The following is a 25573-nucleotide window of genomic DNA, read 5'->3' on the forward strand; positions in this document are numbered from 1 at the left end:
TCGCGTGCTGCCCGGATCGGCGGCGCCGGTGCCTAGATGCCGGGCAGCGGAGCCTCGGCGCCCTCCTCCAGCATCGAGCCCACGATCGACAGCCCCTGCCGCAGCTCCTCCAGATCGGTCGATCCAAGCGCGATCCGCACCGAATCGCGCTTGCCGCGGTCGGTGGCGCGGAAGGCACTGCCCGCCGCCACCGCGACGCCGCGCAGCCGCGCCTCGGCCACGAACTCCTCCTCGGCCCGGCCTTCAGGCAGCCGCAGCCACAGGTGCAGCGCCTGCGGATGCGCGCCGGGCACCCGCCCCGGCAACACCCGCTGCGCCAGTTCGTGCCGTTCCGCCAGCCGCAGCCGCTGCCAGGCGATCAGCTCTGCCGCGGTGCCATCCTGCAGCCAATGGCTGAGGATCTCGACAATCGGCGGCGTCGCCATCCAGCTGGAGACAAGATGCCGGTTCGCCACTGCCGTGGCATAGCGGTCGGGCGCGGCCAGATAGGCCACGCGCAGCGCCGGGACGGTGATCTTGGTGAAACCGTGGATGTAGAGAACCCGTTCCGGCGCCAGTGCGGCGAGGGTGGGCGGCGCATCCTCGACCATGCGCGCCAGGATGTCATTCTCGATGATGGCAAGGTCATGCCGCCGCGCTACCGCCACCAGTTCCGCCCGCCGATCCGCTGGCATCTGCACGCCCAAAGGGTTTATAACGTTGGGTTGCAGGAACACCGCCCGCAGCCCGGTGCGCCGCGCCGCCTCGTCCAAGGCGGCGGGCAACATGCCGTGTTGGTCCATCGCCACACCTTCCAGATGCAGCCCCAGATACCCGCACAGCGGCATCAGCGTGTGATGCGTCAGTGCCTCGGCCGCGATGGTTGACCCGACGGGGGCCACCCCCATCAGCGCCGCCGTGATCGCCGAACTCGCGCCATTGGTGATGGTGATGTTGTGCGCGGGAACCTCGATCCCCACTTCGGCCAGCCAGTCGGCCCCGATCATCCGGTGCCGCGGCATCACCATGTTCGGCCGGAACGACAGCGCCGAAGATGCCGGCAGCGACTCCCCCAGCCAGGTGAACGCGGCGCGGATCTTGTCCAGATGCAGCGTGTCGCAGACCGGCTTCAGGATCGACAGGTCGATCAGCTCGCCGCTGCGCTCGGGCAGATAGGGCTGGCGCGCCTCGCCGCCCTTCTGGCGCACGAAGGTGCCCCGGCCGATTTCCCCGGCGATCAGGTCGCGGCGGATCAGGTCTTCATAGGCGCGGCTGACCGTCTGCACCGAAAGGCCCAGATCATCGGCCAGCCGCCGATGCGGCGGCAGGCGCGCCCCGGCCGCCAGCGTTCCCGCCTCGATGGCGCGGGCGATATGCTCGGCCAGCGACAGATAGGCGGGGCGGGTCAGCAGGGCGGGATCAGGCAGCCAATTTGTCATGATTGCATAGCTGATCAATCTCATGTCATTTTGCAACGGAAACCTGCGGCGCCCGCCGCACCCGGCAACGGACCGCCATGACCCCGATCAAGCTCGACGCCATCGACCTGCGCATCCTCGACGCCGTGCAGCGCGAGGGGCGGATCACCAAGCTGGCGCTGGCCGAGCGGGTGGGTCTGTCGCCGACCCCCTGTTGGCTTCGGCTGCGCAAGCTGGAGAAGGCGGGCATCATTACCGGCTATCACGCCCACATCGCGCCGCGGAAGATCGCGCCCGTCACATCCGTCATCATGGAGGTGACGCTGGCCGCGCATCGCCAGACCGACTTCGACCGTTTCGAACGCGCCATGGCCGCGATGCCGGAAGTGGTGGCCTGCTGGTCGGTCGGCGGCGGCGTCGACTACTTCCTGAAGGTGATGACCCGCGACATCGACGCCTATCAGCGGCTGGTGGACCGGATGCTGGCCGAGGAGATCGGCATCGACCGCTACTTCACCTATATCGTCACCCGCCCGGTGAAGGAAGAAACCGTGCTGCCGGTGACCCTGCTGGCGGGCGGGTAGAGAGACTCTCTACACATTGCCCCACCTCTGGACCGGATTGCCCGTCGCGGGCGCGCAGTTTGGTCCCTCTCACCACGCCTTCCCGGCCATCCTCAGGCGACCCCAGCCAAAGGACGCCGCCGATGACCGCCCTCCGCGCCCGCCCCTCCGACCACCCGGCCCCGCCCCGCCTGACCGACCGCGCCCTGCTGCGCGAGCTTGCCTATGTCGGCGGGCGCTGGACAGCCGCCGCGGGGGCCGAGGCCTTCGCCGTGACCGACCCCGCCACTGGCGACACGCTCGCCCATGTCGCGGCGCTCGGGGCCCCTGAGACCGAGGCCGCGATCACCGCCGCCTGCGCTGCCTTCGCCCCCTGGCGGGACCGCCTGCCGCAGGACCGTGCCGCGATCCTGCGCCGCTGGGGCGAGCTGATGCTGGCCGCGCGCGAGGATCTGGCGCTGCTGATGACGCTGGAGCAGGGCAAGCCGCTGGCGGAAAGCCGCGGCGAGATCGACTATGCCGCCTCGTTCCTGGACTGGTTCGCCGGAGAGGCGCAGCGGGTGAACACCGAAGGCGTCACCAGCCATCTGCAAGGCGCCGAAATGGTGGTGCGGCGCGAGGCGCTTGGCCCGGTGGCGCTGGTCACGCCGTGGAACTTCCCCGCCGCGATGATCACCCGCAAGGCCGCAGCAGCGCTGGCAGCGGGCTGTTCTTGCGTGGTGCATCCGTCCTCGGAAACGCCGCTCTCTGCCCTTGCGCTGGCCGAACTGGCCGAACGCGCCGGGGTCCCGGCGGGGGTGTTCAACGTCATCACCGGCGACGCCGCCACCATCGTCGGCACGCTCTGCGCCGATCCGCGCATCCGGGGCCTGTCCTTCACCGGCTCCACCGGCATCGGCAAGATGATCGCCGCCCAGTGCTCCCCCACGATGAAACGGCTGGTGATGGAGCTTGGCGGCCATGCCCCGCTGATCGTGTTCGACGATGCAGATCTGGACCGCGCGGTGGACATCGCGATGGACGCGAAATTCGCCACCTCGGGGCAGGATTGCCTCGCCGCCAACCGCATCTTCGTGCAGCGCGCCATCTACCCCGCCTTCCTCGACCGCTTCGCCGCCCGCATCACCGCGCTGCGCGTCGGCCCCGGCACCGATCCGGCGACCGAAATCGGCCCGCTGATGCATGCCCGCGCCGTTGCCAAGGTTGCGGCGCAGGTCACGGACGCGCTGGCCAAGGGCGCGCGACTGATCACCGGCGGCACGGTCCACCAAGCCGGCCCGCTGTTCTTCGCGCCGACGCTGCTCGCCGACATCCCCGAAGGCGCCGAGATCCTGACCGAGGAAACCTTCGGCCCCGTCGCCGCCGTGCTGCCCTTCGACACCGAGGCCGAGGTGATCGCCCGCGCCAACGCCACCGAGTACGGCCTCGTCGCCTATGTCCTCACCGAAAGCGGCGCCCGCCAGCAGCGCATGGCCCGCGCGCTGGACTTCGGGATGGTCGCCATCAACCGCGTGAAGATCACCGGCGGCCCGGTGCCCTTCGGCGGCTGGAAGCAATCGGGCCTTGGCCGCGAGGGCAGCCGCCACGGGCTCGAGGCCTTCACTGAACTCAAATACCTCTGCATCGACACCGCCGCCTGAGGGCGCGAAAGGACTACCATGCTTGACCGTGACAATGACCTGACTGCCTGGGACCGCGACCATTTCTTCCATCCCTCCACCCATATGGGCGCCCATGCCCGCGGCGACACGCCGACACGGGTGATGGCCGGGGGTGAGGGCGTGTTCATCACCGACCGCGACGGCAAGCGCAGCCTCGATGCCTTTGCCGGGCTCTACTGCGTCAATGTCGGCTATGGCCGGACCGAGATTGCCGAGGCGATCTCCAAGCAGGCGCATGAGCTGGCCTATTACCACGCCTATGTCGGCCACGGCACCGAAGCCAGCATCACGCTGGCGCAGATGATCATCGAACGCGCGCCTGCGCATATGAGCCGGGTGTATTTCGGGCTGTCAGGCTCGGACGCGAACGAGACCAACATCAAGCTGATCTGGTACTACAACAACATCCTCGGCCGCCCCGAGAAGAAGAAGATCATCAGCCGCTGGCGCGGCTATCACGGCTCGGGCGTGATGACCGGCAGCCTGACCGGGCTTGCCCTGTTCCACGCGCATTTCGACCTGCCCCGCGCGCCGATCCTGCATACCGAGGCACCCTATTACTTCCGGCGTGAGGATCGCAACCAGACCGAGGAACAGTTCAGCGCCCATTGCGCCGCCAAGCTGGAAGAGATGATCCTGGCCGAAGGCCCCGATACCATCGCCGCCTTCATCGGCGAGCCGATCCTGGGCACTGGCGGTATCGTGCCGCCGCCTGCGGGGTATTGGGCAGCGATCCAGGCGGTGCTGACCAAGTATGACATCCTGCTGGTCGCGGATGAGGTCGTCACCGGCTTTGGCCGTCTGGGCACCATGTTCGGGTCGGACCATTACGGCATGACGCCCGACCTCATCACCATCGCCAAGGGCCTCACCTCGGCCTATGCGCCGCTGTCCGGCTCCATCGTGTCGGACAGGATGTGGCAGGTGCTGGTGCAGGGATCCGACGAGTTCGGCCCCATTGGGCACGGCTGGACCTATTCGGCCCACCCGATCTGCGCGGCGGCGGGCGTCGCCAATCTGAAGCTGATCGACGAGCTGGGGCTGGTGGACAATGCCCGCGTGACCGGCGCGATGTTCCGCGCCGGGCTGGCCGATGCGTTGGCCGGGCACAAGAACGTCGGCGAGGTGCGCGGCGACGGGCTGATGGCGGCGGTGGAGTTTGTCGAGGACAAGGATGACCGCCGCTTCTTCGACCCCGCCCGCAAGATCGGCCCCGCCGTGTCGGCCGCGCTGCTGGACCGCGGGGTGATCGGCCGCGCCATGCCGCAGGGCGACATCCTCGGCTTCGCGCCGCCGCTCTGCCTGACCGAGGCCGAGGCGGAAACCGTGATCGCCGCCGCCGCCAGTGCGGTGAAGGCCGTCCTCGGCTAAGTCCGTTCCCACCATGCCGCATTTGCATCACGCTCGCCCTCTGGCGGGCGTTTTGCGTTGCACATCGAGGCGGCAGGGCCGCTTTGCCCCGCAAAACTGCCCTTGATGGGTTGCCACCGGCCCCCGGCTTTGGGTAATCACGCTGCAAGTGCAAGGACCCGGTGCAATCCCGGGTGGCTCTTCCGGCCGCCGATCCGCCGGACAATCCGTCCCAGCCCCCCGTGCTGGACAGCCAGGCAGCCCGCGCGGCGCCGGCATATTGGATCCCACATGATTTCTCTCTCCTCCTATCGCCAGGACTGGCTTGGCAATATCAAGGGCGACCTGCTGGCCGGCCTCGTCGTGGCGCTGGCGCTGATCCCCGAGGCGATTGCCTTCTCGCTGATCGCCGGGGTGGACCCCAAGGTCGGGCTCTACGCCAGCTTCTCCATCGCCGTCATCACCGCCATTGCGGGCGGGCGCCCCGGCATGATCTCGGCCGCGACCGCCGCGACGGCGGTGCTGATGGTCACGCTGGTGCGCGATCACGGGCTGCAATACCTGCTGGCCGCCACAGTTCTGGCCGGCCTACTGCAGATCGGCATGGGCCTGCTGAAACTGGGTTTCGTCATGCGCTATGTGTCGAAATCGGTGATGACCGGCTTCGTCAACGCGCTGGCGATCCTGATCTTCATGGCGCAGTTGCCAGAGCTTGACCCCTCGCGTGTGACCATGCTGACCTATGTGCTGGTCGCGGCTGGCCTAGCGATCATCTATCTCTTCCCTCGCCTCACCACGGCGATCCCCTCGCCGCTGGTCACCATCATCGTGCTGACCGCGCTGACCTTTGCCTTCGGGTGGGACGTGCGCACCGTCGGCGACCTCGGCGCGCTGCCCGACAGCCTGCCGGTGTTCCTGATCCCGCAGATCCCGCTGAACCTTGAGACGCTGGCGATCATCCTGCCCTACTCCATCGCCGTCGCCATCGTCGGCCTGCTGGAAAGCCTGATGACGCAGACCATCGTCGATGACCTGACCGACACGAAATCGAGCCGCAATCAGGAATGCATCGGCCAGGGCCTTGCCAATACCGCCACCGGCTTCATCGGCGGCATGGCGGGCTGCGCGATGATCGGCCAGTCGATCATCAACGTGAAATCGGGCGGGCGCGGGCGGCTGTCGTGCTTCGTGGCCGGGGTGGTGCTGCTGTTCATGGTCGTGGTGCTTGGCGATCTGGTCGGGCGCATCCCGATGCCGGCACTGGTGGCGATCATGATCATGGTCAGCATCGGCACCTTCAGCTGGTCCTCGATCACGGCGCTGAAGACCCACCCCCGCTCCTCCTCCATCGTCATGCTCGCGACCGTCGCCACCGTCGTTTACACCCACAACCTCGCCATCGGCGTGCTGGTCGGTGTGCTGCTGTCGGGCATCTTCTTCGCCGGCAAGATCGCGCAGCTGTTCCGCGTGACCTCCACCCTCTCGGCAGACGGGCGCGAGCGCATCTATACCGTCGAGGGCCAGCTCTTCTACGGCTCGGTCGAAGACTTCATGGCCGCCTTCGACTTCCGCGAATCGCTGGAACGCGTGACAATCGACGTCTCTGGGGCGCATATCTGGGACATCAGCTCCGTTCAGGCGCTGGACATGGCCGTGCTGAAATTCCGGCGCGAGGGGGCGGAGGTCAGCATCACCGGCATGAATGCCGCATCGGAAACCATCGTCGACAAGCTTGCCATCCATGACAAGCCGGGCGCGATGGACAAGTTGATGGCGCATTGAGGGAGGACGATGATGACCAACAAGATACTCGCCCTGGTGGACGGATCTGCCTATTCGCACAGCGTCTGCCACTACACCGCCTGGATCGCGGGCCGGCTGTCGGCCTCGGTGGACCTTCTGCACGTCCTTGGCCGCCGCGAAGGCTCCGCCGGCGGCGATCTGTCGGGCGCGCTGAAGCTCGGCGCCCGGTCTGCCCTGCTGGAGCAGCTGGCCGCGCAGGATGCGCAAAACGCCAAGCTGGCCCAGGCCAAGGGCCGTGCGATCCTTGAAGATGCCGCGATGATCATCGAGGCCGATGGCGCCGGACCCGTTACCCAGCGGCTTCGGCAAGGCGACCTGCTGCAGACCGTGTCAGAGCTCGAGCCAGAAATCCGCGCCATCGTGATCGGCAAGCGCGGAGAGGCATCCGGTTTCGCCTCGGACCATCTCGGCTCCAACCTCGAACGCATCGTGCGCAGCTCCAAGGTGCCGGTCTTCGTCGCCTCGCGGGTGTTCAAGCCGGTGACCAGGGTGCTGGTCGCCTTCGACGCCAGCGCCAGCACGCAAAGGGCCATCGCCCGCATGGTGGACAGCGTCGTCTTCCGAGACACGTCGGTAATGCTGGTCCATGCGGGCGAGGAAACCACCGCGATGCGGACCCGCATGGAAGAGGCGGAACTGGCGCTGCGCGCGGTCGGCCTGAAGACCGCCGCCGAGTTCGCACCCGGTGAGCCGGAAGCGGCGCTGAACGCCAAGATCGCCGAGCAGGGCTTCGACCTTCTGGTGATGGGCGCCTATGGCCACAGCCGCATCCGCAGCCTGATCATCGGCTCGACCACCACCGCGATGATCCAGGCGGTGAAAATCCCGCTGGTGCTGTACCGCTGAGCCAAAGCCGGGGGCGCTGCCCCCGGACCCCCGGGATATTTGGACCAAAACGAATTGGGAAGGGGCGCTTACAGCAGCTGCCCGATCTCCTTCGCCGTCAGCACGATGCCGGAGGAGACCAGCCGCCCGTCGATCATCAGCGCGGGGGTGGCCATGACGCCGTGCCCGGCAATATCTGTGATCTTGATGATCTCTGCCTCCTGTCCTGCGCTCCGCGGCGGTTTTGGCATTGGACGTCTATCGGTTTCACCCTCAATGAGATCACGCATTGGTTCATTTGACAGGAAATTGGCCATGATCATCAAGTTCCTCGGCTCTGGCTGCAAGAAATGCACAACACTGGACCTTGCGTACGATCTCCAGCACCTGATCGCGGCCACAGCGTGCCACCGACTACGGCCACCAGCAGCCCCACACCGACATAGGCCAGCGCAATCGGCCAGTTGAAGATCGAGGCGAGCAGGATCACCGAGGCCAGATCGACCAGCGGCGATGAGATCAGGAACGAGAAGGTCACCCCCAGCGGCAGCCCGGCGGCGGTGAAGCCGATGAACAGCGGGATCGACGAGCACGAACAGAACGGCGTGATCGTTCCCAGCAGCGCGCCAAGGATGTTCGCGCCGATCCCCGACCGCCCACCAAGGATGCGCCTTGTGCGCTCCGGCGGGAAATAGCTTTGGGCATAGGAAATGGCGAAGATCAGCACCGACAGCAGGAGGAAGATCTTGATGACGTCATAGACGAAGAACTGTGCCGATCTGCCAAGGCGCGAGGCCGGGCCCAGCCCACCGCAGCGACCCCTGCGGCCATCAGATCCGACAGCCAGTCCATCCGCAGCAACTGATCGTTCATCCAGCCGAACATACACACCCTCGCGCTTCTTGCGCGCAGTTGCGCAGAGGCGGCGGCGCCTGTCCGTGATCCAGATCAGCCGCGAGGCGTCATCCGGCCTCTTGCCGCGCCGACGGCGACCGCTGGCGACGAGCACATACACGAGCTTTGGCGGTCCCGCTGGTCTCACCGGATGGCGGCTCCCGGTGCATGTGTCCCGCCCCCACCTGCCGGAGCAGATGCTTCGAACCGAGACGCTCCCGCCTCACCATCTTCCCTTGACCCTCCCGATTCGCTCCTGTCTGATGGCTCGCCCCTGAATGGAGATCCCTATGCAGAAACGCGAACTTGGTGCCGGTGGCCCGATGGTCTCGGCCATCGGCCTTGGCTGCATGTCCTTTGCCGGCGCCTTTGGCCCCACGACCGAAGCGGAGAGCCACGCCTGCCTAGATGCGGCGCTGGCGGCGGGGATGGATTTCCTCGACACCGCCAATGTCTACGGGATGGGCGTGTCGGAAACCGTGATCGGCCGCTGGCTGGCCAGCCGCCGACCCGAGGTGGTGATCGCCACCAAGGCGGCCATCGTGAACGGCACCCCGCGCAGCTTCGACAATTCCGAGGCGCATTTGCGCAGCGAACTGGAAGGCTCACTGCGGAGGCTGGGGCGCGAGCAGGTGGAGCTGTTCTACATCCACCGCCGCGATATCCGGGTGCCGCTGGAGGATGTGGTCGGCACGCTGGCAAGGCTGATCGAGGAGGGCAAGATCGGCGGCTATGGCCTGTCGGAGGTGGCGCCCTCGACCCTGCGCCGCGCCCATGCCGTGCATCCCTGCCGGGCGGTGCAGAATGAATACTCACTGTGGTCGCGGCAGCCGGAGCTGGGGGTGATCCGCGCCTGCAAGGAGTTGGGCGTGGCCTTTGTGCCGTTCTCGCCGGTCGCGCGGGGCATGATGGGGGATACCGCTTTGCGGCTGGATCAGGTGCAGGACGGCTTCCGGGCCCGCAACCCGCGCTTCATGGAGCCGAATTTCAGCGCCAATACCGCGATCATCGATGGCCTGCGCGCCTATGCAAGGGCACGGGGCGTGCCCACAGCGCAGCTGGCGCTGGCCTGGGTGCTGGCGCAGGGGCCGCATCTGATCCCGATCCCCGGTACCCGCAGCGCCGCGCATCTGCGCGATCTGGCGGGCGCGGGGGAGCTGGAGCTGACGCCCGAGGACTTCGCCGAAATCGACCGGCTGCTGCCGGCCGGCTTTGCCCATGGCGACCGCTATTCCGACGATCAGATCCGCGGGGTCGAGCGGTATTGCTGAGCGCCTATACCCCGTGGCTGCGGTCATACCGGCTGGCAGCCGCGGGGGACCAGCCGTCCAGCGCGCCGTCGGCGGGGCGCAGAACCTCCACACGCAGCGGGTAGCAGGCGGCGGTGTCGCTGGAGTGTTCCGCCGAACAATCACCGCCGGGGCAGGCGGAGAGGGCGCCCAGAAGGTCGATTTCTGCAATGAACTCAAGGTAGTCTCCGGGGCGCACCGGGCTGGCCTTCATGAAATACTGCCCGGTGTCGCGGGTGAAACCGGTGCACATGAAGACGTTCAGCACGTCATGCACATGCCGCTCGGCCTCGGCCAGCGGCAGGCCGGTTTCCGCGGCCAAAGCGCGGGTCAGGTTGGAGTGGCAGCAGTGGTGATACTGCCCGCCACCTGACAGCAGGGCATGGGTATAGGGGTCGCAGCGGGTGCCGATCACGTCATGCACGGCGCCACCGAAGGCGTCGAAGCCATACCAGTCGAGCGTGTCATGGGTGATCGTCGCCAGCGGGCGCATCGCCGGGAAGCTGGACCACAGCCGGTCGCCGGTGGACAGATGCGTGCCATGCAGGGCGCGGGTCTTGCCGGAATAGAACCGCTCCGTCAGGTCGGCGGCGTTCCACAGGTTCAGGTCGCCGACTTGGGGGCCCTGGGTCGAGTGGATGCGGAAGAAATGCCCGGCGGGGACGTGGAAGCAGGCGGCATCGCGGGGCGGGACGATGACCTCGGCCACCGGCTGCAGCGCGCTACGCGCGGCGCGGTAGAGCGCCATCGGCGGCTGGGGGAGCGTGTCCACCGGGTAGCAGATCACCGGCGCCAGCGCGTGGCGGGCGTCGGCATCGGCGGGGGCGGCGGTGTCTGGAGGGTTGGTCTTCATGGCGCCTCGCTGCGGTTTTCGCTGCGCAGCATGGCGCGGCGAGGGGTGCAGCGGAAGCCTTGGGTTCGTTCGGGTGCGGCTATTCTTGCGGCGGTGGCGCAGCTTGCGGATTTCGCAGGCAGTGGCGCGGTTCTTGCCCCAGTGGCAGCGCCTGTTCGGCGCCGCAGGTGAGGCAGTGGTGAAAGCTCTCCCCCGGTGCGGCGCGGCGGCGGTCTTCACGCCAGACGCACATCCGCGTCAGGGTGCGGCTGCGGCGCCACCACCAGGCCAGCACGAAGAAGGCGGTGAAGCCGAGGATCAGCAGGGGCATGGGAAGGCCGGATCAGGCCGCTTCGTAATAGCCATACATCTGCTCGAGCGCCGACAGTTCGCGCAGCTTCACGGTGCCGGCGGGTTCGGGTGCGAAATAGGCCGGGGTGGCCTTGGCGGCTTCGGCCAGGGTGATAGGTTGAGCGGGGGTCTGCGGGGTAGCGGGGGTCATGGCGGGGGTTCCTGACATTGCGGTTGCAGTGCAGATAAGCCCTTTGCAGGCAGGGAGTAGGCCCAATGCTGCAACCTCGCCATGACTATGCTGCAACGCAGCAAGTGCGGGCGGCCGTGAAGCCGCCCGCCGTTGTCACAACGCCACACGCTCCCAGAAGCGCAGATCGGCGCAGGCGGTGACGAAGGCCTTGGCATCCGCGGGCTTGGCCAGTTCCATCATGCCGCCGTCGCGGGCGGTGACCCCGGCCGCGTCGAACAGCGCCCCGGCCGCGCCGCCAAGCCCGATGAACTTGGCATGGGCGAAGGCATCGGCGGCAAAGCAGCGCGCCGGATGCAGGGCGGCCAGCTCTGCCGCGCCCTCCTCCGACGCCAGCACCACCACGGCGTCATAGACGACGGAGGGGGCGCCGTTGATCTTCTGCTGCGCCGGGATTTCGGTCCCGTCCGCCGCGACCACGCCGCCAACCTTGGGCGCGATCAGCTCGACCACGCCGCCCGCTGCCAGCACCGCATCTTGCACCGCTTTCAGCAGGCCCGCGTCGATGCCATCGGTCATCACGATGCCCATCTTGCGACCCTTGAACGAGCCGGGGGCCTTCTTCAGGATCGACAGCGCGTCGGAGGGCATCGTCTCGATCGGGGCCTTGGCGGGAGTATGCGCCTTCGGCACCGCCTTCATCCCAAGGCCATCCGCCACCTTCTGCGCCAACCCCGTGTCGATGTTGGGCAGATGCGCCACCGCCCGCTCGCGGATCTCGGGCGCCTGCACCTTCGACAGCTCGAAGATCAGCGCGTCGGCGATATGGGTCTGCTCCAGCGGGGTCTGGCTGATGTAGAACTGCCGCGCCTGGCTGTAATGGTCGGCGAAGCTTTCGGGGCGCACCTTGCGCTTTTCGCCCGACAGCTCTTCGGGGAAGCTGACATGGCCGCGCTTGGGGTCGGCGCGCGGGCCGCCCTGCGCCCAGCTGTTCGGCTCATAATTGGCGCGGCCCTTCGGGGCCTGCATCGCCATATGGCCGTCCTGCTGGAAGTGGTGGAACGGGCAGCGCGGGGCATTGATCGGGATATGGGTGAAGTTCGGCCCGCCAAGGCGTTTGATCTGGGTATCCAGATAGCTGAAGTTCCGGCCCTGCAGCAGCGGGTCGTTGGTGAAGTCGATCCCGGGCACGATGTTCTGCGTCATGAACGCCACCTGCTCGGTCTCGGCAAAGAAGTTGTCCACCATCCGGTCCAGCACCAGGCGGCCAACGATGCGCAGCGGCACATCCTCTTCGGGGATGATCTTGGTGGGGTCGAGCACGTCGAAGGGGAAGGCATCGGCAAAGGCATCGTCAAAGATCTGCAGCCCCAGCTCCCATTCCGGGAAATCTCCGGACTGGATGGCATCCCACAGGTCACGGCGATGGAAATCGGGGTCGGCGCCGTTGATCTTCAGGGCCTCGTCCCACAGCACCGACTGCATCCCCAGCTTGGGGCGCCAGTGAAACTTGACGAAGGTGCCCTCGCCCTTGGCATTGATCATGCGGAAGGTGTGAACGCCGAACCCCTCCATGAACCGGAACGAGCGCGGGATGGTGCGGTCGGACATGATCCACATCACCATGTGCATCGATTCCGGCATCAGCGAGATGAAGTCCCAGAAGTTGTCATGCGCCGTCTGCGCCTGCGGAAAGCCGCGGTCGGGCTCGTCCTTGGCGGCATGGATCAGGTCGGGGAACTTGATCGCGTCCTGGATGAAGAAGACGGGGATATTGTTGCCGACGATGTCCCAGTTGCCTTCCTGCGTATACAACTTCACCGCAAAGCCGCGCACGTCGCGCGCGAGGTCAGGCGAACCCTTGTTGCCCGCCACGGTCGAGAAGCGCACGAAGGCGGGGGTGATCTGGCCAGCCTCCTGGAAGAGGTTGGCAGAGGTCAGCTCGGGGATCGCCTCCAGCGTTTCGAAATAGCCATGCGCGCCATAGCCGCGGGCGTGGACAACGCGTTCCGGGATCCGCTCATGGTCGAAGTGGAAGATCTTCTCGCGAAAGTGGAAATCCTCCAGCAGCGCCGGGCCACGGGTGCCGCCGCGCAGGGTGTTCTGGTTGTCGGCGACGGGCGCGCCTTGCGAGGTGGTCAGGGTGGGGCCGCCCGCATCGGGCTGCTGATGGGTCTCGCCGCCCTCGCCGGGGCTCAGCGGACGCTCGACCACATCGTGGCTCGTCTGGCTTTCCGAGGTGGCGGGGTAAAGCGGTTTGGGGTCGGTCGGCATATCGGCGGGCATGTCAGGCTCCTGGCTGGGCGCGGCAAGCGCATGCGGGGACGGGACAGGCACCGGCTGGCCGTGACGCGGGGGCGCATCACGGGCTGGGGGATATGGCATGGTGGTCTGTCCGTGGGCAGGAGCACAATCGCGCAGGGCGCAGAATGTTCCCTTGCCGCGGACGGGGGCGCAGGCTTCAGCCGGCGGCGGGCGCCAGCATCCGGGCGACGAGGGCGGGCAGCTCCGCAAAGTCGCGAAAGGCCGCGGCATGGGGCAAAGTTTCCACCGGCGCCTTGCGGTAGCCTTCGGTGAACAGCAGGAAGGTCAGCCCGGCGCGATGGGCGCATTCGGCATCGACCTCGCTGTCGCCGATATACAGATCCGGGTTGCCGCCAAGCGCGTCCCGCGTCGCCAGCAATGGCGCGGGGTCGGGCTTTTTCAGCGGATGGCTGTCGCCGCCCGTCACCACGGTGAAGAACCGCGCAAGGTCCAGATGCCGCAGCACCGCCTGCGCCGGGACCAGCGGCTTGTTGGTGCAGATGCCAAGACCGTGGCCCTCGGCGGCCAGAGCCTCCAGCGCGGCCACCACGCCCGGGTAGGGCACGGTCAGGCCCACCGCATCCTCATAGATATCGGTGAACCGCGCCACCAGCCGTGCATGGCGCGGGCCAGCGGGATCCTGCCCTGCCGCCGTCAGCAGGCAGGCCACCAGATGCGGCACCCCGCGGCCGATGAAGCTGCGCACCTCGGGCAGGGCCATCGGGGGCAACCCCTCCTCCACCAGCACGGTGTTCGAGGCGGCGTGGATATCGGGCGCCGAGTCGATCAGCGTGCCGTCGAGGTCGAAAATCAGCGTCGCCATGCTTTGGTCCTACTGCGCCGGCGCCAGCAGCGCGGCAAGACCCGCGATACCGCCCAGTTCGGAAAAACAGTCGAGAACCGCCAGCGCGCCCGGGAAGTCCTCGTGCAGCGTATAGACACCGGGCGAGACGACGCAGGCAAGCCCCGCCGCGCGGGCGGCGCTGAGGCCGTTGGCACTGTCCTCGAAGGCGACGGCCTGTTCGGGGCCGAGGTTCAGCTCGGCAAGGGCATGGCGGTAGATGTCGGGCGCGGGCTTCTTCGCGGCGACGATATCGCCAGCCGCGATTGCGTCGAACACCTCCGTCGCCGGTTTGCCAAAGCAGGCGCGGCACAGCGCCTCGACATTCGGGGCGCTGGTGGTGGTGGCGCAGGCGAGCCGCAGCCCGACGCGCCGCGCCTCGGCCAGCAGCGCGGCGATGCCGGGGCGCAGGGTCAGTTCGCCGCCCGCGACCAGCGCGCCGTAGCGGTCTGTCTTGGCGGCGTGCAGGGCCGCGACGGGGAAGCCGGCGGGGTCGAGGCCGAGGCCCAGCAGATAGCGGGTGATCCGCTCCTTGCCGCCGGTGGTGGTGAGCAGGCTGGTGTACTCGGCGCGGGACCAGTGCCAGCCGAGGCCCGCAGCACGGAAGCTGTCATTGAAGGCGCGGCGGTGCAGCTCCTCGGTTTCCGCAAGGGTGCCGTCGACGTCGAAGATCAACGCCCGGATCATGTGGCCGCCTCCGCCGCCGCCCGGATCGCCCGGATATTGGCGCCGTAAGGGGAGGGGTCGCTGACCGACCCGCCCTTGAACACCGCAGACCCCGCCACTAGCACATCGGCGCCCGCCGCCGCCACCAGCGGTGCGGTGATGGGGGTGACACCGCCGTCGATCTCGATATGGATCGGGCGATCCCCAATCAGCGCGCGCAACCGGCGCACCTTGTCCACCTGCGAGGCGATGAAGGACTGCCCGCCGAAGCCCGGGTTGACGGTCATCACGCAGACGAGGTCGAGCATGTCGAGCAGGTTTTCCACCCCGTCCAGCCCGGTGCCGGGGTTGATGGCCAGACCGGCCTTTTTTCCCGTGTTTCGAATGGCTTGCAAGGTACGGTGAATGTGCGGGCCGGCTTCGATATGCGCGGTGATCACGTCAGCACCCGCGGCGGCAAACGCCTCGATGTAGGGATCGACCGGCGCGATCATCAGATGCACATCCATCACGCCCTTGATATGCGGCCGGATCGCGGCGCAGGTGGCGGGGCCAAAGGTGATGTTGGGCACGAAATGGCCGTCCATCACGTCCACATGCACCCAGTCGGCACCTTCGGCTTCAATCGCGCGGCACTCTGCGCCGAAATTGGCGAAATCGGCAGAGAGGATCGACGGGGCGATCTTGATGCGGCGGTCGAATGTCATGCGGCGTCCTCCTTGCGGCCCGAATCCAGCCCACCCGAGAAGACGCGGCTGGCGCGGATGTCCTCTTCTTCGATCGTCGACAGCGCGGTGGCATCCAAAGGCCCCGCCGCCGAGGAGAACAGCCGGTTCGCCTGCCGCAGCCGGGCCCTGTCCAGCGCGTTGCGGATCGAGCGGGCATTGGCGAAATGCGGCTGGCCGCGGCGCAGGGCGATGTAGTCGTCCATCGCCGCCCTCGCGCCCTCGGTCAGGACATAGTTTTGCTCGGTCAGCATATGGGCGGCGATGCGGTGCAGCTCTTCGTTCTGATAATCCGGGAAGTCGATGTGATGGGCGATCCGGCTGCGGAAACCGGGGTTGGATTCGAAGAACTTGTCCATCCGGTCGGCATATCCCGCAAGGATCACCACCAGATCGTCGCGGTTGTTCTCCATGATCTGCAGCAGGATCTCGATGGCTTCCTGGCCATAGTCGCGCTCGTTGTCGGGGCGGTAGAGGTAATAGGCCTCGTCGATGAACAGCACGCCCCCCATGGCCTTCTTCAGCACCTCCCGGGTCTTGGGCGCGGTGTGGCCGATATACTGGCCCACCAGATCGTCGCGGGTCACCGATACCAGATGGCCCTTGCGGACATAGCCGAGGCGCTTGAGCAGCCCCGCCATCTTCAGCGCGACGGTGGTCTTGCCGGTGCCGGGATTGCCGGTGAAGGACATGTGCAGCGTCGGCGTGTGATGGGTCAGCCCCAGCGACTTGCGGGCGCGTTCGACCAGCAGCAGCGCGGCGGTTTCGCGCAGGCGCTGCTTGACCGGCTTCAGCCCGATCATCTCGTGATCGAGATCGTCGAGCAGCTCCTTGACGCCCGAGCTTTCATATTCGGCCCGCAGGTCAACCGTGGTGGGCAGGGGGGCAGGGATGTCGCCGTCCATCGTAATCTCCCGGTAGGTTCAGGTGCGGCCCCGCCGGGGGGCCGCGCCGGTGTTCAGCGGACCGTCTCGAAGCTGTAGCGCTGCGAGCGGCCATCGACTTCCTGGCGGATCATGCGGATCTTCGGCTCCACCTTCGGGCGGTTGACGATGAAGGACATCGTCACCGTCTCGAACCCGCGGGTGCTGTCGAAGGCATTGAAGCGGATGTAGTGATCGCCGAACTGCTTGCGGCAGGCCTCCAGCTCCATCATCACGCCCTTGGGATCGACGAGGTCGAACATCGGGTTACCCCACATCTCCCAGTAGGTGTTCCGCGGATGCGGGTCGTCGGTATACTCGATGCCGATGGCCCAGTTTTTCGACAGGCAATAGTCCACCTGGCTTGAGATCTGCTCGTCGGTCAGGTCGGGCAGGAATGAAAAGCAGCCCTGGGTGATGCGCATGGAATGTCTCCCTTGGTTGGATGGGTGGGCCCCCCGGCGGTCCGGGGGGCAGGGCGCCTAGCTGGAGGCAGAGGGGGTCGGGGCGTAGTCCGAGGTGTCGGTCGAGGTGTAGTTGAACGAGATGTCCCCCCACACATCGAGCGCGGCCTCGAGCGGCTTGCACCACTTGGCGGCGGCGCGCAGGATCTCGGGGCCCTCGGTCTTGATGTCGCGGCCTTCGTTGCGCGCGAACACCATCGCCTCGAGCGCCACGCGGTTGGCGGTGGCCCCCGCCTGGATGCCCATCGGGTGGCCGATGGTGCCGCCGCCGAACTGCAGCACCACATCGTCGCCAAAGAGGTCCAGCAGCTGGTGCATCTGCCCGGCATGGATGCCGCCCGAGGCGACCGGCATCACCTTCTTGATGTCGCCCCAGTCCTGATCGAAGTAGATCCCGCGCTCCAGATCGACCGGATTGAAGGTCTCGCGGCAGACGTTGTAATAGCCCTGCACGGTCATCGGATCGCCCTCCAGCTTGCCGACGGCTGTGCCTGCGTGGATATGGTCCACCCCGGCCAGACGCATCCATTTGGCAATGACCCGGAAGCTGACGCCGTGGTTCTTCTGCCGGGTGTAGGTGCCGTGGCCGGCGCGGTGCAGGTGCAGGATCATGTCGTTCGCCCGGCACCATTCGGCCATCGACTGGATGGCGGTATAGCCGATCACCAGATCGATCATCACGATGACCGAGCCGAGCGATTTGGCGAAATCGGCGCGGCGGTACATCTCTTCCATCGTGCCGGCGGTGACGTTCAGGTAGCTGCCCTTCACCTCGCCGGTTTCCGCGCTGGCCTTGTTCACCGCCTCCATCACGTAGAGGAAGCGGTCGCGCCAGTGCATGAAGGGTTGCGAATTGATGTTCTCGTCATCCTTCATGAAGTCGAGCCCGCCCTTGAGCCCCTCATAGACCACGCGGCCATAGTTCTTGCCCGACAGGCCCAGCTTGGGCTTGGTTGTGGCCCCCAGCAGCGGGCGGCCGAACTTGTCGAGCCGTTCGCGCTCCACCACCAGACCCGTCGGCGGGCCCTTGAAGGTTTTGACGTAAGCCACCGGCAGGCGCATATCCTCCAGCCGCGCGGCCTTCAGCGGCTTGAAGCTGAACACGTTGCCGATGATGCTGGCGGTCAGGTTGGCGATCGATCCTTCCTCGAACAGGATCAGGTCATAGGCGACGTAGCAGAACCACTCGCCCGGACGGCCCGGCACCGGTTCCACCTTGTAGGCCTTGGCGCGGTACTGGTCGGCGGCGGTCAGCCGGTCGGTCCAGACCACCGTCCAGGTCGCGGTGGAGCTTTCGCCGGCGACCGCGGCCGCGGCCTCGATCGCATCGACGCCCTCTTGCGGGGTGATGCGGAACAGCGCCAGCAGGTCGGTGTCCTTGGGCTGGTAGTCGCCATCCCAATAGCCCATCTGCGCGTATTTCAGCACGCCCGCCTTGTAGCGGTCCTTGCCCTTGATCTCTGTCTGCTTGTTCATCGAAGCCTCCCCTGTCAGGCCGCTTTCGCGGTGGAAACCGCCGGGTCAAGCGCGCCCGACGCATAGCGTTTCGCCATGTCATCCATCGGGATGACGGTGATCTTCGAGGCGTGGCCGGCAGTGCCGAAACGCTCGAAACGGTCCTTGACCAGCACTTCCAGCTCGGCCATCGCCGGGATCAGGAACTTGCGCGGGTCGAATTCGCGGGGGGTCTTGGTGGCGATGCGGCGGAACTGGCCGGTCATCGCCATCCGGCAATCGGTGTCGATATTGACCTTGCGTACGCCCATGCGGATGCCGCGCTCGATCTCGTCCACCGGCACGCCCCAGGTCTGGGGCATCTCGCCGCCATTGTCGTTGATCAGGTCCTGCAGGTATTGCGGCACGCTGGACGATCCGTGCATCACCAGATGCGTTCCCGGCAGGCGGGCATGGATCGCCTCGATTACATGCATCGCCAGGATCTCGCCATCGGGGGCGCGGGTGAACTTGTAGGCGCCGTGGCTGGTGCCGCAGGCGATGGCCAGCGCATCGACCTTGGTGCGCAGCACGAAATCCACCGCCTGATCCGGGTCTGTCAGCAGCTGGCTGTGGTCGAGCTTGCCCTCGGCGCCAGAACCATCCTCGGCCGCGGCCTCGCCCGATTCAAGGCTGCCCAGAACCCCCAGCTCGCCCTCGACACTGGCGCCGACCCAATGCGCGGCATCGGACACGCGGGCGGTGATGTCGACGTTGTAGTCATAGGGGGCGGGGGTCTTCATGTCGGCCAGCAGGGATCCGTCCATCATCACGCTGGTAAAGCCGTGGCGGATGGCGGACAGGCAGGTCGCCTCGTTGTTGCCGTGGTCCTGGTGCAGGCAGATCGGGATGGTCGGGTGCATCTTCGCCAGCGCCTCGACCATGGCGCGCAGCATGATGTCACCGGCATAGGACCGCGCACCGCGGCTGGCCTGCAAGATCACCGGCGCATCCACCGCGGCGGCGGCCTTCAGGATCGCCAGCCCCTGTTCCATGTTGTTGATGTTGAAGGCGGGCACGCCATAGCCGTGCTCTGCCGCGTGGTCGAGAAGTTGTCTCAGCGTTATCAGTGTCATGGCTGCCTCCGATCAGATCAGTTTGCCCTCAGATCAGCTTTCCCATCGCCACGGCCGTGTCGGCCATGCGGTTGGAAAAGCCCCATTCGTTGTCGTACCAGCTGAGGATCCGGCAGAAGCGGCCCTCCATCACCCGTGTCTGGTCGAGGTGGAACACGCTCGAACGCGGATCGTGGTTGAAGTCGATCGAGACGTTCGGCTGGTCGGTGCAGCCAAGGATGCCGGCCAGCGGGCCGCTGGCGGCCGCGGTGCGGATGGCCGCGTTGATTTCCTCGGCGCTGGTGTCGCGGGCGGCCTCGAAGGTCAGGTCCACGACGGAAACGTTCGGCGTCGGCACCCGGATCGCCACGCCGTCGAGCCGGCCTTTCAGCCCCGGCAGCACCAGGCCCACCGCCTTGGCGGCGCCGGTCGAGGTGGGGATCATCGACAGCGCCGCGGCGCGGCCGCGGTAGAGGTCCTTGTGCATGGTGTCCAGCGTCGGCTGGTCGCCGGTGTAGCTGTGGATCGTGGTCATGAAGCCGCGGGTGATGCCGATGGCGCCGTGCAGCACTTGCGCCACCGGCGACAGGCAGTTGGTGGTGCAGCTGGCATTCGACACCACGGTATCGGCTGCGGTCAGGCTGGCATGGTTGACGCCGAAGACGATGGTCTTGTCGGCGCCCTCGGCCGGGGCCGAGACCAGAACCCGGCTGGACCCGTTCTGCAGATGCAGCGCCGCCTTGTCGCGGGCGGTGAAGATGCCGGTGCATTCCAGCGCCACATCGACATCGGCCCAGGGCAGCGCGGCGGGATCGCGCAGCGCCGTCACCCGCACCCTGCCGCGGCCGGCGTCGATCCAGTCCTCGCCGGTCGTCACCTCGCCCGGAAACCGGCCATGCACGCTGTCGAAGCGCAGCAGATGCGCGTTCGTCTCCACCGGGCCGAGATCGTTGATCGCCACCACCTCGATATCGGTGCGGCCGCTCTCGATGATGGCGCGAAGCACGTTCCGGCCGATGCGGCCGAAGCCGTTTATTGCAACTTTCACAGTCATGTCAGTGCCTTAGTTTGCTTTTATCAGGGTCTTGGCGAGGCTCGCCACGGAGTCGGGGGTGATGCCGAAATGGCGGTAGAGTTCGGGGGCGGGCGCCGAGGCGCCAAAGCCGGACATTCCCACAAAGCCGTCCTCGGGGCGCAGGAACAGATCCCAGCCCTGGCGGATCGCCGCCTCGATCCCGATGCGGGGGGCGGAGCCCAGAAGCGCGGCGCGGGCTGCGGCGGGCTGCGCGGCGAAGGCCTCGAAGCTGGGGGCAGAGATGACGGCGGCGTCGATCCCCTCATCCGCCAGCGCCTCTGCCGCCGTCATCGCAATCTCGACCTCCGACCCGGTGGCGATCAGCGTCACGTCACGCGCGCCGGGATCGCGCAGCAGATAGGCGCCGCGGGCGGTGAGGTTTTCTGCAGCCTCGCTGCGCAGCAAGGGCAGGTTCTGCCGCGACAGCACCAGCAGCACCGGGCCATCGGTGGCGGCCATCGCCATCTCCCAGGCCTCGGCGGTCTCCACCGCGTCGCAGGGACGGATCACCGTCAGGTTCGGGATGGCGCGCAGGCTCGCCAGATGCTCCACCGGCTGGTGGGTCGGGCCGTCCTCACCCAGGCCGATGGAGTCATGCGTCATCACGAAGACGGTCGGCACCCCCATCAGCGCCGCCAGCCGGATCGCGGGGCGGCAATAATCGGCAAAGGCCAGGAAGGTGCCGCCATAGGGCCGGAACAGCCCGTGCAGCACGATGCCGTTCATCGCCGCCGCCATGCCATGCTCGCGGATGCCGTAGTGCAGGTAGCTGCCGGAGTAATCGTCGCGGGTCACGGGCCGCATCCCCTTGCTGCGGGTCAGGTTCGATCCGGTCAGGTCAGCCGAGCCGCCGATGGTGAAGGGCAGCGCGGCGTTGACGACGCCAAGCGCCATCTCGCTGGCCTTGCGGGTGGCGACCTTGGGGCGGTCGGCCAGCAACTGCGCCTTGTAGGCGGCCATCGCCGGGGCCAGCGGCGCCGGGTCGCGGGCCAGCGCTGCAGCGAACTCCTCAAGGTTCGGCGAGGTGGCCAGCCGCGCCTCCCAATCCATCCGGGCCTTCGCGCCGCGGGCGGCGATGCGGGCCCAGGCGGCATAGACGCCGGCGGGGATCTCGAAGGGCGGCGCATCCCAGCCCAGATGCGCGCGGGTGGCGGCAATCTCCTCCGCCCCCAGCGGCGCGCCATGCACGTCATGCCCGCCCTGCTTGTTGGGCGCGCCGCAGCCGATCAGCGTGCGGCAGGCGATCAGGCTGGGGCGTGGGTCGGCCCGGGCCGCGGTGATCGCGTCCCCGATCTGCGCAGCATCATGCCCGTCGCAGGACAGAACATGCCAGCCCGAGGCGGCGAAGCGGGCCATCTGATCGGTGGAGGTGGACAGATCGGTGCCGCCGTCGATGGTGATGCGGTTGTCGTCCCACAGCACCACCAGCCGTCCCAGCCCAAGATGCCCGGCCATGTCGATGGCTTCATGGCTGATCCCCTCCATCAGGCAGCCATCCCCGGCGATGACCCATGTCCAATGATCCACGAGGCCCGGGAACCGCGCCGCGCCCATCCGTTCCGCCAGCGCCATGCCGACGGCGGTGGCGATGCCCTGCCCCAGCGGGCCGGTCGTGACCTCCACCCCCTGCGCATGGCCATATTCCGGGTGCCCGGCGGTGCGGCTGCCCATCTGGCGGAAGGCGCGGACCTGGTCCATGCCCATGTCGGGATAGCCCAGCAGATGGTTCACCGCATAGAGCAGCATCGAGCCATGCCCGGCCGACAGCACGAAACGGTCGCGGTCCGGCCATTGGTGGGCTGCGGGGTCGATCGTGACAAAACGGTTGAACAGCACCGCCGTCACGTCGGCCATGCCCATCGGCATCCCGGGATGCCCGGAATTGGCGGCCTGCACCGCATCCATCGCCAGGGCGCGCAGCGCGTTCGCCATCAGCCGTTCATCGGCAATCTGGATCTCGGCGTTCATCGGCGTCTCCTTTCAGTCCTTGGTCAGGCGCGTTTCGCATCCGCCACCAGCCGCTCGATCAGCGGGGTGAGGATCAGTTGCATGGCAAGGTCGAGCTTGTTGCCCGGGATCACGATGGAATTGGCGCGGCTCATCCAGGACCCGTGGATCATCGCGGTCAGGTAGGGAAAATCGATCCCACGCGGGGATTTGAAGCGGATCACCACCAGGCTTTCATCGGCTGTGGGGATCCAGCGCGCGATGAACGGGTTCGAGGTATCGACCACCGGCACCCGCTGGAAGTTGATGTCGGTTTCGGTGAATTGCGGGCAGATGCAATGCACATAGGCATGCATCCGGCGCAGGATGGTGTCGGTCACCGCCTCGGTCGTGTAGCCGCGGCTGGCGCGGTCGCGGTGGATCTTCTGCGTCCATTCCAGGTTGATGACCGGCACCACCCCGATCTTCAGGTCGGCATGGCGCGGCAGGTTCACCGTGTCATTGACCACGCAGCCATGCAGGCCTTCGTAGAACAGCAGGTCCGAGCCATCCTCGAACGGGGCCCAGTCGGTGAAGGTGCCGGGGGGCACGCCATAGAGCGCCGCCTCGCGGTCATCATGCACGTAATGCCGGGTGCGGCCGGTGCCGGTGGCGCCATAATCGCGGAACACCCGCTCCAACTCTTCCAGTTCATTCGCCTCATAGGAGAAGTGCGAGAACGAGGGTTGGCCATCTGCGCTGCGCCGGTCGAGCTCGGCCTTCATCTCGGCGCGGTTGAAGCGGTGGAAGGCGTCGCCCTCGATGCTGACGGCGGTGATGCCTTCGCGGCGGAAGATCTGGTCGAAGGTGTTCTTCACCGTGGTCGTGCCCGCGCCGGACGATCCGGTGACCGAGATGATGGGATGTTTCTTGCTCATGCTCTCAGCTCCGGAACAGGCCGCGCTTGCCGAAGAGCGCAGAGCTCTCCCGCTCGGGCAGGTCATGGTAGGCGGTGATGCGGGCGACCTTCTCGGAGGACCCGAAGACAAAGGGCGTGCGGTCATGCAGATGCGCGGGCACCCGGGCAAGGATCGGCTGCTCGCCATCGGTGGCGCTGCCGCCGCCTTGGGTGATGACAAAGGCGATGGGCGCGCATTCATAGACCAGCCGCAGCCGGCCCTGGGCATAGCCCTTGCGGTCATCGCGCGGATAGAGGAACACCCCGCCGCGGGTCAGGATGCGGTGCGTCTCGGCCACCAGCGAGGCGACCCACCGCATGTTGAAATTCTGCCCGCGCGGCCCGTCGGCGCCTGCCACGCAATCATCGACATAGGCGCGCACCGGCGCCGGCCAATGCCGGTAGTTCGAAGCGTTGATCGCAAACTCGCTGGAGCTGGGGGCGACGGTCAGGCCGCGGGCGACCAGCACCCAGGCGGCGGTTTCGGGGTCCAGCACCCATTTCAGCACGCCCGCGCCAAAGCTGGCGACGAGGCAGCACTGGGGCCCGTAAATCGCGTAGCCCGCGGCGATGAGGTCGCTGCCGGGGCGCAGGAAGCTGGATTCGGGCGTGTCTTCGGCGGGGTAGATGCCGAAGATGGTGCCGATCGAAACATTGGCGTCGATGTTCGAGGAACCGTCCAGCGGGTCGATGGCCAGCGCCAGATCGCCCTCGGGGTTCAGCGTCACCGCCACCTCCTGCTCTTCGGAGGCATAGAAGCGCACCGCGGTGCCGGCGAGGGCCGCGCAGAAGGCGTCATCCGCGATCACGTCCAGCGCCTTCTGCCCGTCGCCATCGGCATTGGTGCCAACGCCGCCGCCAAGCTGCTCGTCGATGCCGCCGCGGGCGATGCGCCGGGCGATCCCCGCCGTCACGATGGCGAGGCGGTCCATCACCTCTGCCAGTTGCTGCGGCACACCCTCGAGCACGGGGGTGCCAGCGGCCGCAAGGGCCGCGCCTTGGCTGTCCACGATGTCTCCTCCCATGCGTAGTGCCTTGGGGAGACCCTTGCGGGAATTGGCGTTTCGTGGAATTTAATAGTCATGAAGATACATTCAGGAATATTGAAGTGATCCGCCTTGATGCCGTGACGCTGAAACAGCTGCGCGCCTTGGTCGCGGTGAGCGAGACCGGCTCGCTGACCGCTGCTGCGCTGCAGCTTGGGCTGACGCCCCCGGCAATCCACAGCCAGATCAAGCATCTGGAGATCGCCTTTGGCCGTCCCATGCTGCAGCGCGGCGCAAGCAGCGGCCTGCCGCTGACCGCCGAGGGCGCGGAGGTGCTGGAGGCGGCGCGGCGGATCGACGTTGCGCTGTCGCAGGCCGGTGCGCGGATTGACGCACTTGCCGCAGGGCAGGCGGGGCGGGTGACGCTGGGGGTGGTCTCTACCGCCAAGTATTTCGCGCCGCGGCTGGTGCGGCAGCTGACCGATCTTTGCCCCGGGATCCGAATCGTGCTGAAGGTCGGCAACCGCGAGCAGATCATGGCGGGGCTCGACCGGCAGGCGCTCGACCTCGCGATCATGGGCCGCCCGCCGCGGGTGCCGCTGGTGGAGGCCGAAGGGCTCGGCCCGCATCCCCATGCGCTGGTCGCGCCGCCGGATCACCCGCTGGTGGGCGCGGCGGTGCCGGATGTGGCGGCGATCCTGTCGCAGGTGTTTCTGGCGCGCGAGGAGGGGTCGGGCACCCGCATCCTGATGTCGCGCTACCTCGACCGGCTGGGCGAGGGGCAGGTGGTGGACATGGTCGAGATGGAGTCCAACGAGACCATCAAGCAGGCGGCCATCGCCGGGCTGGGGATCGCCTTCCTGTCGCTGCACACGGTGATGGACGAATTGCAGTCCGGGCGGCTGGCGCTGCTGCCGGCGCCGGGCCTGCCGATCGAGCGGCAGTGGTTCCTGGTGCATCCCGCCGCGGTGCCGCTGGGGGCCGCCGCCGCGCGGCTGCGCGAGGAGATATTGCGGATGGAGGGCAGTTTCCTTCCCCGGTGGCCATCCGAGCCATAGCCG

The 25573-nt window shown here is 67.2% G+C and carries 25 protein-coding genes and 1 other annotated feature; of the genes, 7 read left to right on the forward strand and 18 right to left on the reverse strand.

The annotated features are described in order from the left end of the window. Nucleotides 1-32 precede the first annotated feature (32 nt). Nucleotides 33-1418, reverse strand: coding sequence for a MocR-like ectoine utilization transcription factor EhuR (gene ehuR, locus GVY41_RS16575; RefSeq protein WP_161348147.1), 1386 nt, complete (start codon nt 1416-1418; stop codon nt 33-35). 77 nt (nt 1419-1495) lie between these two features. Between ehuR and GVY41_RS16580 the strand changes: the two genes are divergently transcribed. From GVY41_RS16580 to GVY41_RS16600, 5 genes are all read left to right on the forward strand, one after another. After that, entirely contained in the window at nt 1496-1981 is a 486-nt protein-coding gene (locus GVY41_RS16580) for an Lrp/AsnC family transcriptional regulator (RefSeq protein WP_170301221.1), read from the forward strand. 122 nt (nt 1982-2103) lie between these two features. Beyond that, nucleotides 2104-3600, forward strand: coding sequence for an NAD-dependent succinate-semialdehyde dehydrogenase (locus tag GVY41_RS16585; RefSeq protein ID WP_161348146.1), 1497 nt, complete (start codon nt 2104-2106; stop codon nt 3598-3600). Between the two features lie 18 nt (nt 3601-3618). Next, the gene (locus GVY41_RS16590; RefSeq protein ID WP_161348145.1) at nt 3619-4992 is read left to right on the forward strand and encodes an aspartate aminotransferase family protein; all 1374 of its coding nucleotides are present in this window, start codon (nt 3619-3621) and stop codon (nt 4990-4992) included. Between the two features lie 151 nt (nt 4993-5143). Next, nucleotides 5144-5199: a sequence feature (sul1 is cis-regulatory element that is thought to sense ions involved in sulfur or methionine metabolism; They are found in Alphaproteobacteria), on the forward strand. Between the two features lie 63 nt (nt 5200-5262). Further along, nucleotides 5263-6753 carry a SulP family inorganic anion transporter gene (locus GVY41_RS16595; RefSeq protein WP_161348144.1) on the forward strand — a complete coding sequence of 497 codons (1491 nt, stop codon included), beginning with the start codon at nt 5263-5265 and terminating at the stop codon, nt 6751-6753. A 12-nt stretch (nt 6754-6765) separates the two neighbouring features. Continuing rightward, on the forward strand, nt 6766-7620 hold the full coding sequence (locus tag GVY41_RS16600; RefSeq protein ID WP_161348143.1) for a universal stress protein: 855 nt from the start codon (nt 6766-6768) through the stop codon (nt 7618-7620). A 68-nt stretch (nt 7621-7688) separates the two neighbouring features. On the opposite strand, the gene GVY41_RS16605 is transcribed toward GVY41_RS16600, so the two are convergent. Then, on the reverse strand, nt 7689-7916 hold the full coding sequence (locus tag GVY41_RS16605) for a thioredoxin family protein (protein WP_229726102.1): 228 nt from the start codon (nt 7914-7916) through the stop codon (nt 7689-7691). Nucleotides 7917-7921: 5 nt separating this feature from the next. Next, the gene (locus tag GVY41_RS16610) at nt 7922-8488 is read right to left on the reverse strand and encodes a permease (protein WP_229726100.1); all 567 of its coding nucleotides are present in this window, start codon (nt 8486-8488) and stop codon (nt 7922-7924) included. 295 nt (nt 8489-8783) lie between these two features. On the opposite strand from GVY41_RS16610, the gene GVY41_RS16615 reads away from it, so the two are divergent. After that, nucleotides 8784-9764, forward strand: a complete 981-nt coding sequence (locus tag GVY41_RS16615) for an aldo/keto reductase (RefSeq protein WP_161348142.1) — start codon at nt 8784-8786, stop codon at nt 9762-9764. A gap of 4 nt (nt 9765-9768) precedes the next feature. Here the strand turns inward: GVY41_RS16615 and GVY41_RS16620 are convergent, their stop codons facing one another. From GVY41_RS16620 to GVY41_RS16685, 15 genes are all read right to left on the reverse strand, one after another. Then, the gene (locus tag GVY41_RS16620) at nt 9769-10635 is read right to left on the reverse strand and encodes an urea carboxylase-associated family protein (RefSeq protein ID WP_161348141.1); all 867 of its coding nucleotides are present in this window, start codon (nt 10633-10635) and stop codon (nt 9769-9771) included. A gap of 79 nt (nt 10636-10714) precedes the next feature. Continuing rightward, a complete protein-coding gene (locus tag GVY41_RS16625) occupies nt 10715-10945 on the reverse strand; it encodes a hypothetical protein (protein WP_161348140.1) in 231 nt (76 codons plus the stop codon). A 12-nt stretch (nt 10946-10957) separates the two neighbouring features. Beyond that, nucleotides 10958-11116, reverse strand: a complete 159-nt coding sequence (locus GVY41_RS20130) for a hypothetical protein (RefSeq protein ID WP_163535506.1) — start codon at nt 11114-11116, stop codon at nt 10958-10960. Between the two features lie 135 nt (nt 11117-11251). Continuing rightward, nucleotides 11252-13381: a catalase gene (locus GVY41_RS16630; RefSeq protein ID WP_229726099.1), complete on the reverse strand. Its 2130-nt coding sequence runs from the start codon at nt 13379-13381 to the stop codon at nt 11252-11254. Between the two features lie 175 nt (nt 13382-13556). Then, nucleotides 13557-14222, reverse strand: a complete 666-nt coding sequence (gene gph / locus GVY41_RS16635) for a phosphoglycolate phosphatase (protein WP_161348139.1) — start codon at nt 14220-14222, stop codon at nt 13557-13559. Between the two features lie 9 nt (nt 14223-14231). Next, complete coding sequence (locus GVY41_RS16640) at nt 14232-14927, reverse strand: HAD-IA family hydrolase (RefSeq protein WP_161348138.1); 696 nt, start codon at nt 14925-14927, stop codon at nt 14232-14234. Next, on the reverse strand, nt 14924-15613 hold the full coding sequence (gene rpe / locus GVY41_RS16645; RefSeq protein ID WP_161348137.1) for a ribulose-phosphate 3-epimerase: 690 nt from the start codon (nt 15611-15613) through the stop codon (nt 14924-14926). Before rpe ends, GVY41_RS16640 begins: the two co-directional genes overlap by 4 nt. Continuing rightward, nucleotides 15610-16536 carry a CbbX protein gene (gene cbbX, locus GVY41_RS16650; protein WP_161348136.1) on the reverse strand — a complete coding sequence of 309 codons (927 nt, stop codon included), beginning with the start codon at nt 16534-16536 and terminating at the stop codon, nt 15610-15612. The genes rpe and cbbX overlap by 4 nt, the downstream gene beginning before the upstream one ends. Nucleotides 16537-16589: 53 nt before the next feature. After that, complete coding sequence (locus tag GVY41_RS16655) at nt 16590-16979, reverse strand: ribulose bisphosphate carboxylase small subunit (protein ID WP_161348135.1); 390 nt, start codon at nt 16977-16979, stop codon at nt 16590-16592. Nucleotides 16980-17036: 57 nt separating this feature from the next. Then, entirely contained in the window at nt 17037-18494 is a 1458-nt protein-coding gene (locus GVY41_RS16660) for a form I ribulose bisphosphate carboxylase large subunit (RefSeq protein ID WP_161348134.1), read from the reverse strand. A 14-nt stretch (nt 18495-18508) separates the two neighbouring features. Further along, nucleotides 18509-19588: a class II fructose-bisphosphate aldolase gene (gene fba / locus GVY41_RS16665; protein WP_161348133.1), complete on the reverse strand. Its 1080-nt coding sequence runs from the start codon at nt 19586-19588 to the stop codon at nt 18509-18511. 28 nt (nt 19589-19616) lie between these two features. Next, entirely contained in the window at nt 19617-20621 is a 1005-nt protein-coding gene (gap, locus tag GVY41_RS16670; RefSeq protein WP_161348132.1) for a type I glyceraldehyde-3-phosphate dehydrogenase, read from the reverse strand. 9 nt (nt 20622-20630) lie between these two features. Beyond that, on the reverse strand, nt 20631-22610 hold the full coding sequence (gene tkt / locus GVY41_RS16675) for a transketolase (protein ID WP_161348131.1): 1980 nt from the start codon (nt 22608-22610) through the stop codon (nt 20631-20633). Between the two features lie 23 nt (nt 22611-22633). After that, nucleotides 22634-23506 (reverse strand): phosphoribulokinase, encoded by an 873-nt coding sequence (locus GVY41_RS16680; RefSeq protein WP_161348130.1) that lies wholly within the window; start codon nt 23504-23506, stop codon nt 22634-22636. A 4-nt stretch (nt 23507-23510) separates the two neighbouring features. Further along, on the reverse strand, nt 23511-24551 hold the full coding sequence (locus GVY41_RS16685; RefSeq protein ID WP_161348129.1) for a class 1 fructose-bisphosphatase: 1041 nt from the start codon (nt 24549-24551) through the stop codon (nt 23511-23513). 83 nt (nt 24552-24634) lie between these two features. Between GVY41_RS16685 and cbbR the strand changes: the two genes are divergently transcribed. Next, the gene (cbbR, locus tag GVY41_RS16690; protein ID WP_161348128.1) at nt 24635-25570 is read left to right on the forward strand and encodes a LysR family regulator CbbR; all 936 of its coding nucleotides are present in this window, start codon (nt 24635-24637) and stop codon (nt 25568-25570) included. The last annotated feature ends 3 nt before the right edge of the window (nt 25571-25573 follow it).

Source organism: Frigidibacter albus, from assembly GCF_009908165.1.
GTDB classification, from domain to species: Bacteria; Pseudomonadota; Alphaproteobacteria; order Rhodobacterales; family Rhodobacteraceae; genus Frigidibacter; species Frigidibacter albus.

Bases quoted from the DNA above. Each gene is read 5' to 3' on its own strand.
- ehuR (WP_161348147.1), bottom strand. From the start codon at position 1,418: ATGACAAATTGGCTGCCTGATCCCGCCCTGCTGACCCGCCCCGCCTAT.
- GVY41_RS16580 (WP_170301221.1), top strand. From the start codon at position 1,496: ATGACCCCGATCAAGCTCGACGCCATCGACCTGCGCATCCTCGACGCC.
- GVY41_RS16585 (WP_161348146.1), top strand. From the start codon at position 2,104: ATGACCGCCCTCCGCGCCCGCCCCTCCGACCACCCGGCCCCGCCCCGC.
- GVY41_RS16590 (WP_161348145.1), top strand. From the start codon at position 3,619: ATGCTTGACCGTGACAATGACCTGACTGCCTGGGACCGCGACCATTTC.
- GVY41_RS16595 (WP_161348144.1), top strand. From the start codon at position 5,263: ATGATTTCTCTCTCCTCCTATCGCCAGGACTGGCTTGGCAATATCAAG.
- GVY41_RS16600 (WP_161348143.1), top strand. From the start codon at position 6,766: ATGACCAACAAGATACTCGCCCTGGTGGACGGATCTGCCTATTCGCAC.
- GVY41_RS16605 (WP_229726102.1), bottom strand. From the start codon at position 7,916: ATGGCCAATTTCCTGTCAAATGAACCAATGCGTGATCTCATTGAGGGT.
- GVY41_RS16615 (WP_161348142.1), top strand. From the start codon at position 8,784: ATGCAGAAACGCGAACTTGGTGCCGGTGGCCCGATGGTCTCGGCCATC.
- GVY41_RS16620 (WP_161348141.1), bottom strand. From the start codon at position 10,635: ATGAAGACCAACCCTCCAGACACCGCCGCCCCCGCCGATGCCGACGCC.
- GVY41_RS16625 (WP_161348140.1), bottom strand. From the start codon at position 10,945: ATGCCCCTGCTGATCCTCGGCTTCACCGCCTTCTTCGTGCTGGCCTGG.
- GVY41_RS20130 (WP_163535506.1), bottom strand. From the start codon at position 11,116: ATGACCCCCGCTACCCCGCAGACCCCCGCTCAACCTATCACCCTGGCC.
- GVY41_RS16630 (WP_229726099.1), bottom strand. From the start codon at position 13,381: ATGCCCGCCGATATGCCGACCGACCCCAAACCGCTTTACCCCGCCACC.
- gph (WP_161348139.1), bottom strand. From the start codon at position 14,222: ATGGCGACGCTGATTTTCGACCTCGACGGCACGCTGATCGACTCGGCG.
- GVY41_RS16640 (WP_161348138.1), bottom strand. From the start codon at position 14,927: ATGATCCGGGCGTTGATCTTCGACGTCGACGGCACCCTTGCGGAAACC.
- rpe (WP_161348137.1), bottom strand. From the start codon at position 15,613: ATGACATTCGACCGCCGCATCAAGATCGCCCCGTCGATCCTCTCTGCC.
- cbbX (WP_161348136.1), bottom strand. From the start codon at position 16,536: ATGGACGGCGACATCCCTGCCCCCCTGCCCACCACGGTTGACCTGCGG.
- GVY41_RS16655 (WP_161348135.1), bottom strand. From the start codon at position 16,979: ATGCGCATCACCCAGGGCTGCTTTTCATTCCTGCCCGACCTGACCGAC.
- GVY41_RS16660 (WP_161348134.1), bottom strand. From the start codon at position 18,494: ATGAACAAGCAGACAGAGATCAAGGGCAAGGACCGCTACAAGGCGGGC.
- fba (WP_161348133.1), bottom strand. From the start codon at position 19,588: ATGACACTGATAACGCTGAGACAACTTCTCGACCACGCGGCAGAGCAC.
- gap (WP_161348132.1), bottom strand. From the start codon at position 20,621: ATGACTGTGAAAGTTGCAATAAACGGCTTCGGCCGCATCGGCCGGAAC.
- tkt (WP_161348131.1), bottom strand. From the start codon at position 22,610: ATGAACGCCGAGATCCAGATTGCCGATGAACGGCTGATGGCGAACGCG.
- GVY41_RS16680 (WP_161348130.1), bottom strand. From the start codon at position 23,506: ATGAGCAAGAAACATCCCATCATCTCGGTCACCGGATCGTCCGGCGCG.
- GVY41_RS16685 (WP_161348129.1), bottom strand. From the start codon at position 24,551: ATGGGAGGAGACATCGTGGACAGCCAAGGCGCGGCCCTTGCGGCCGCT.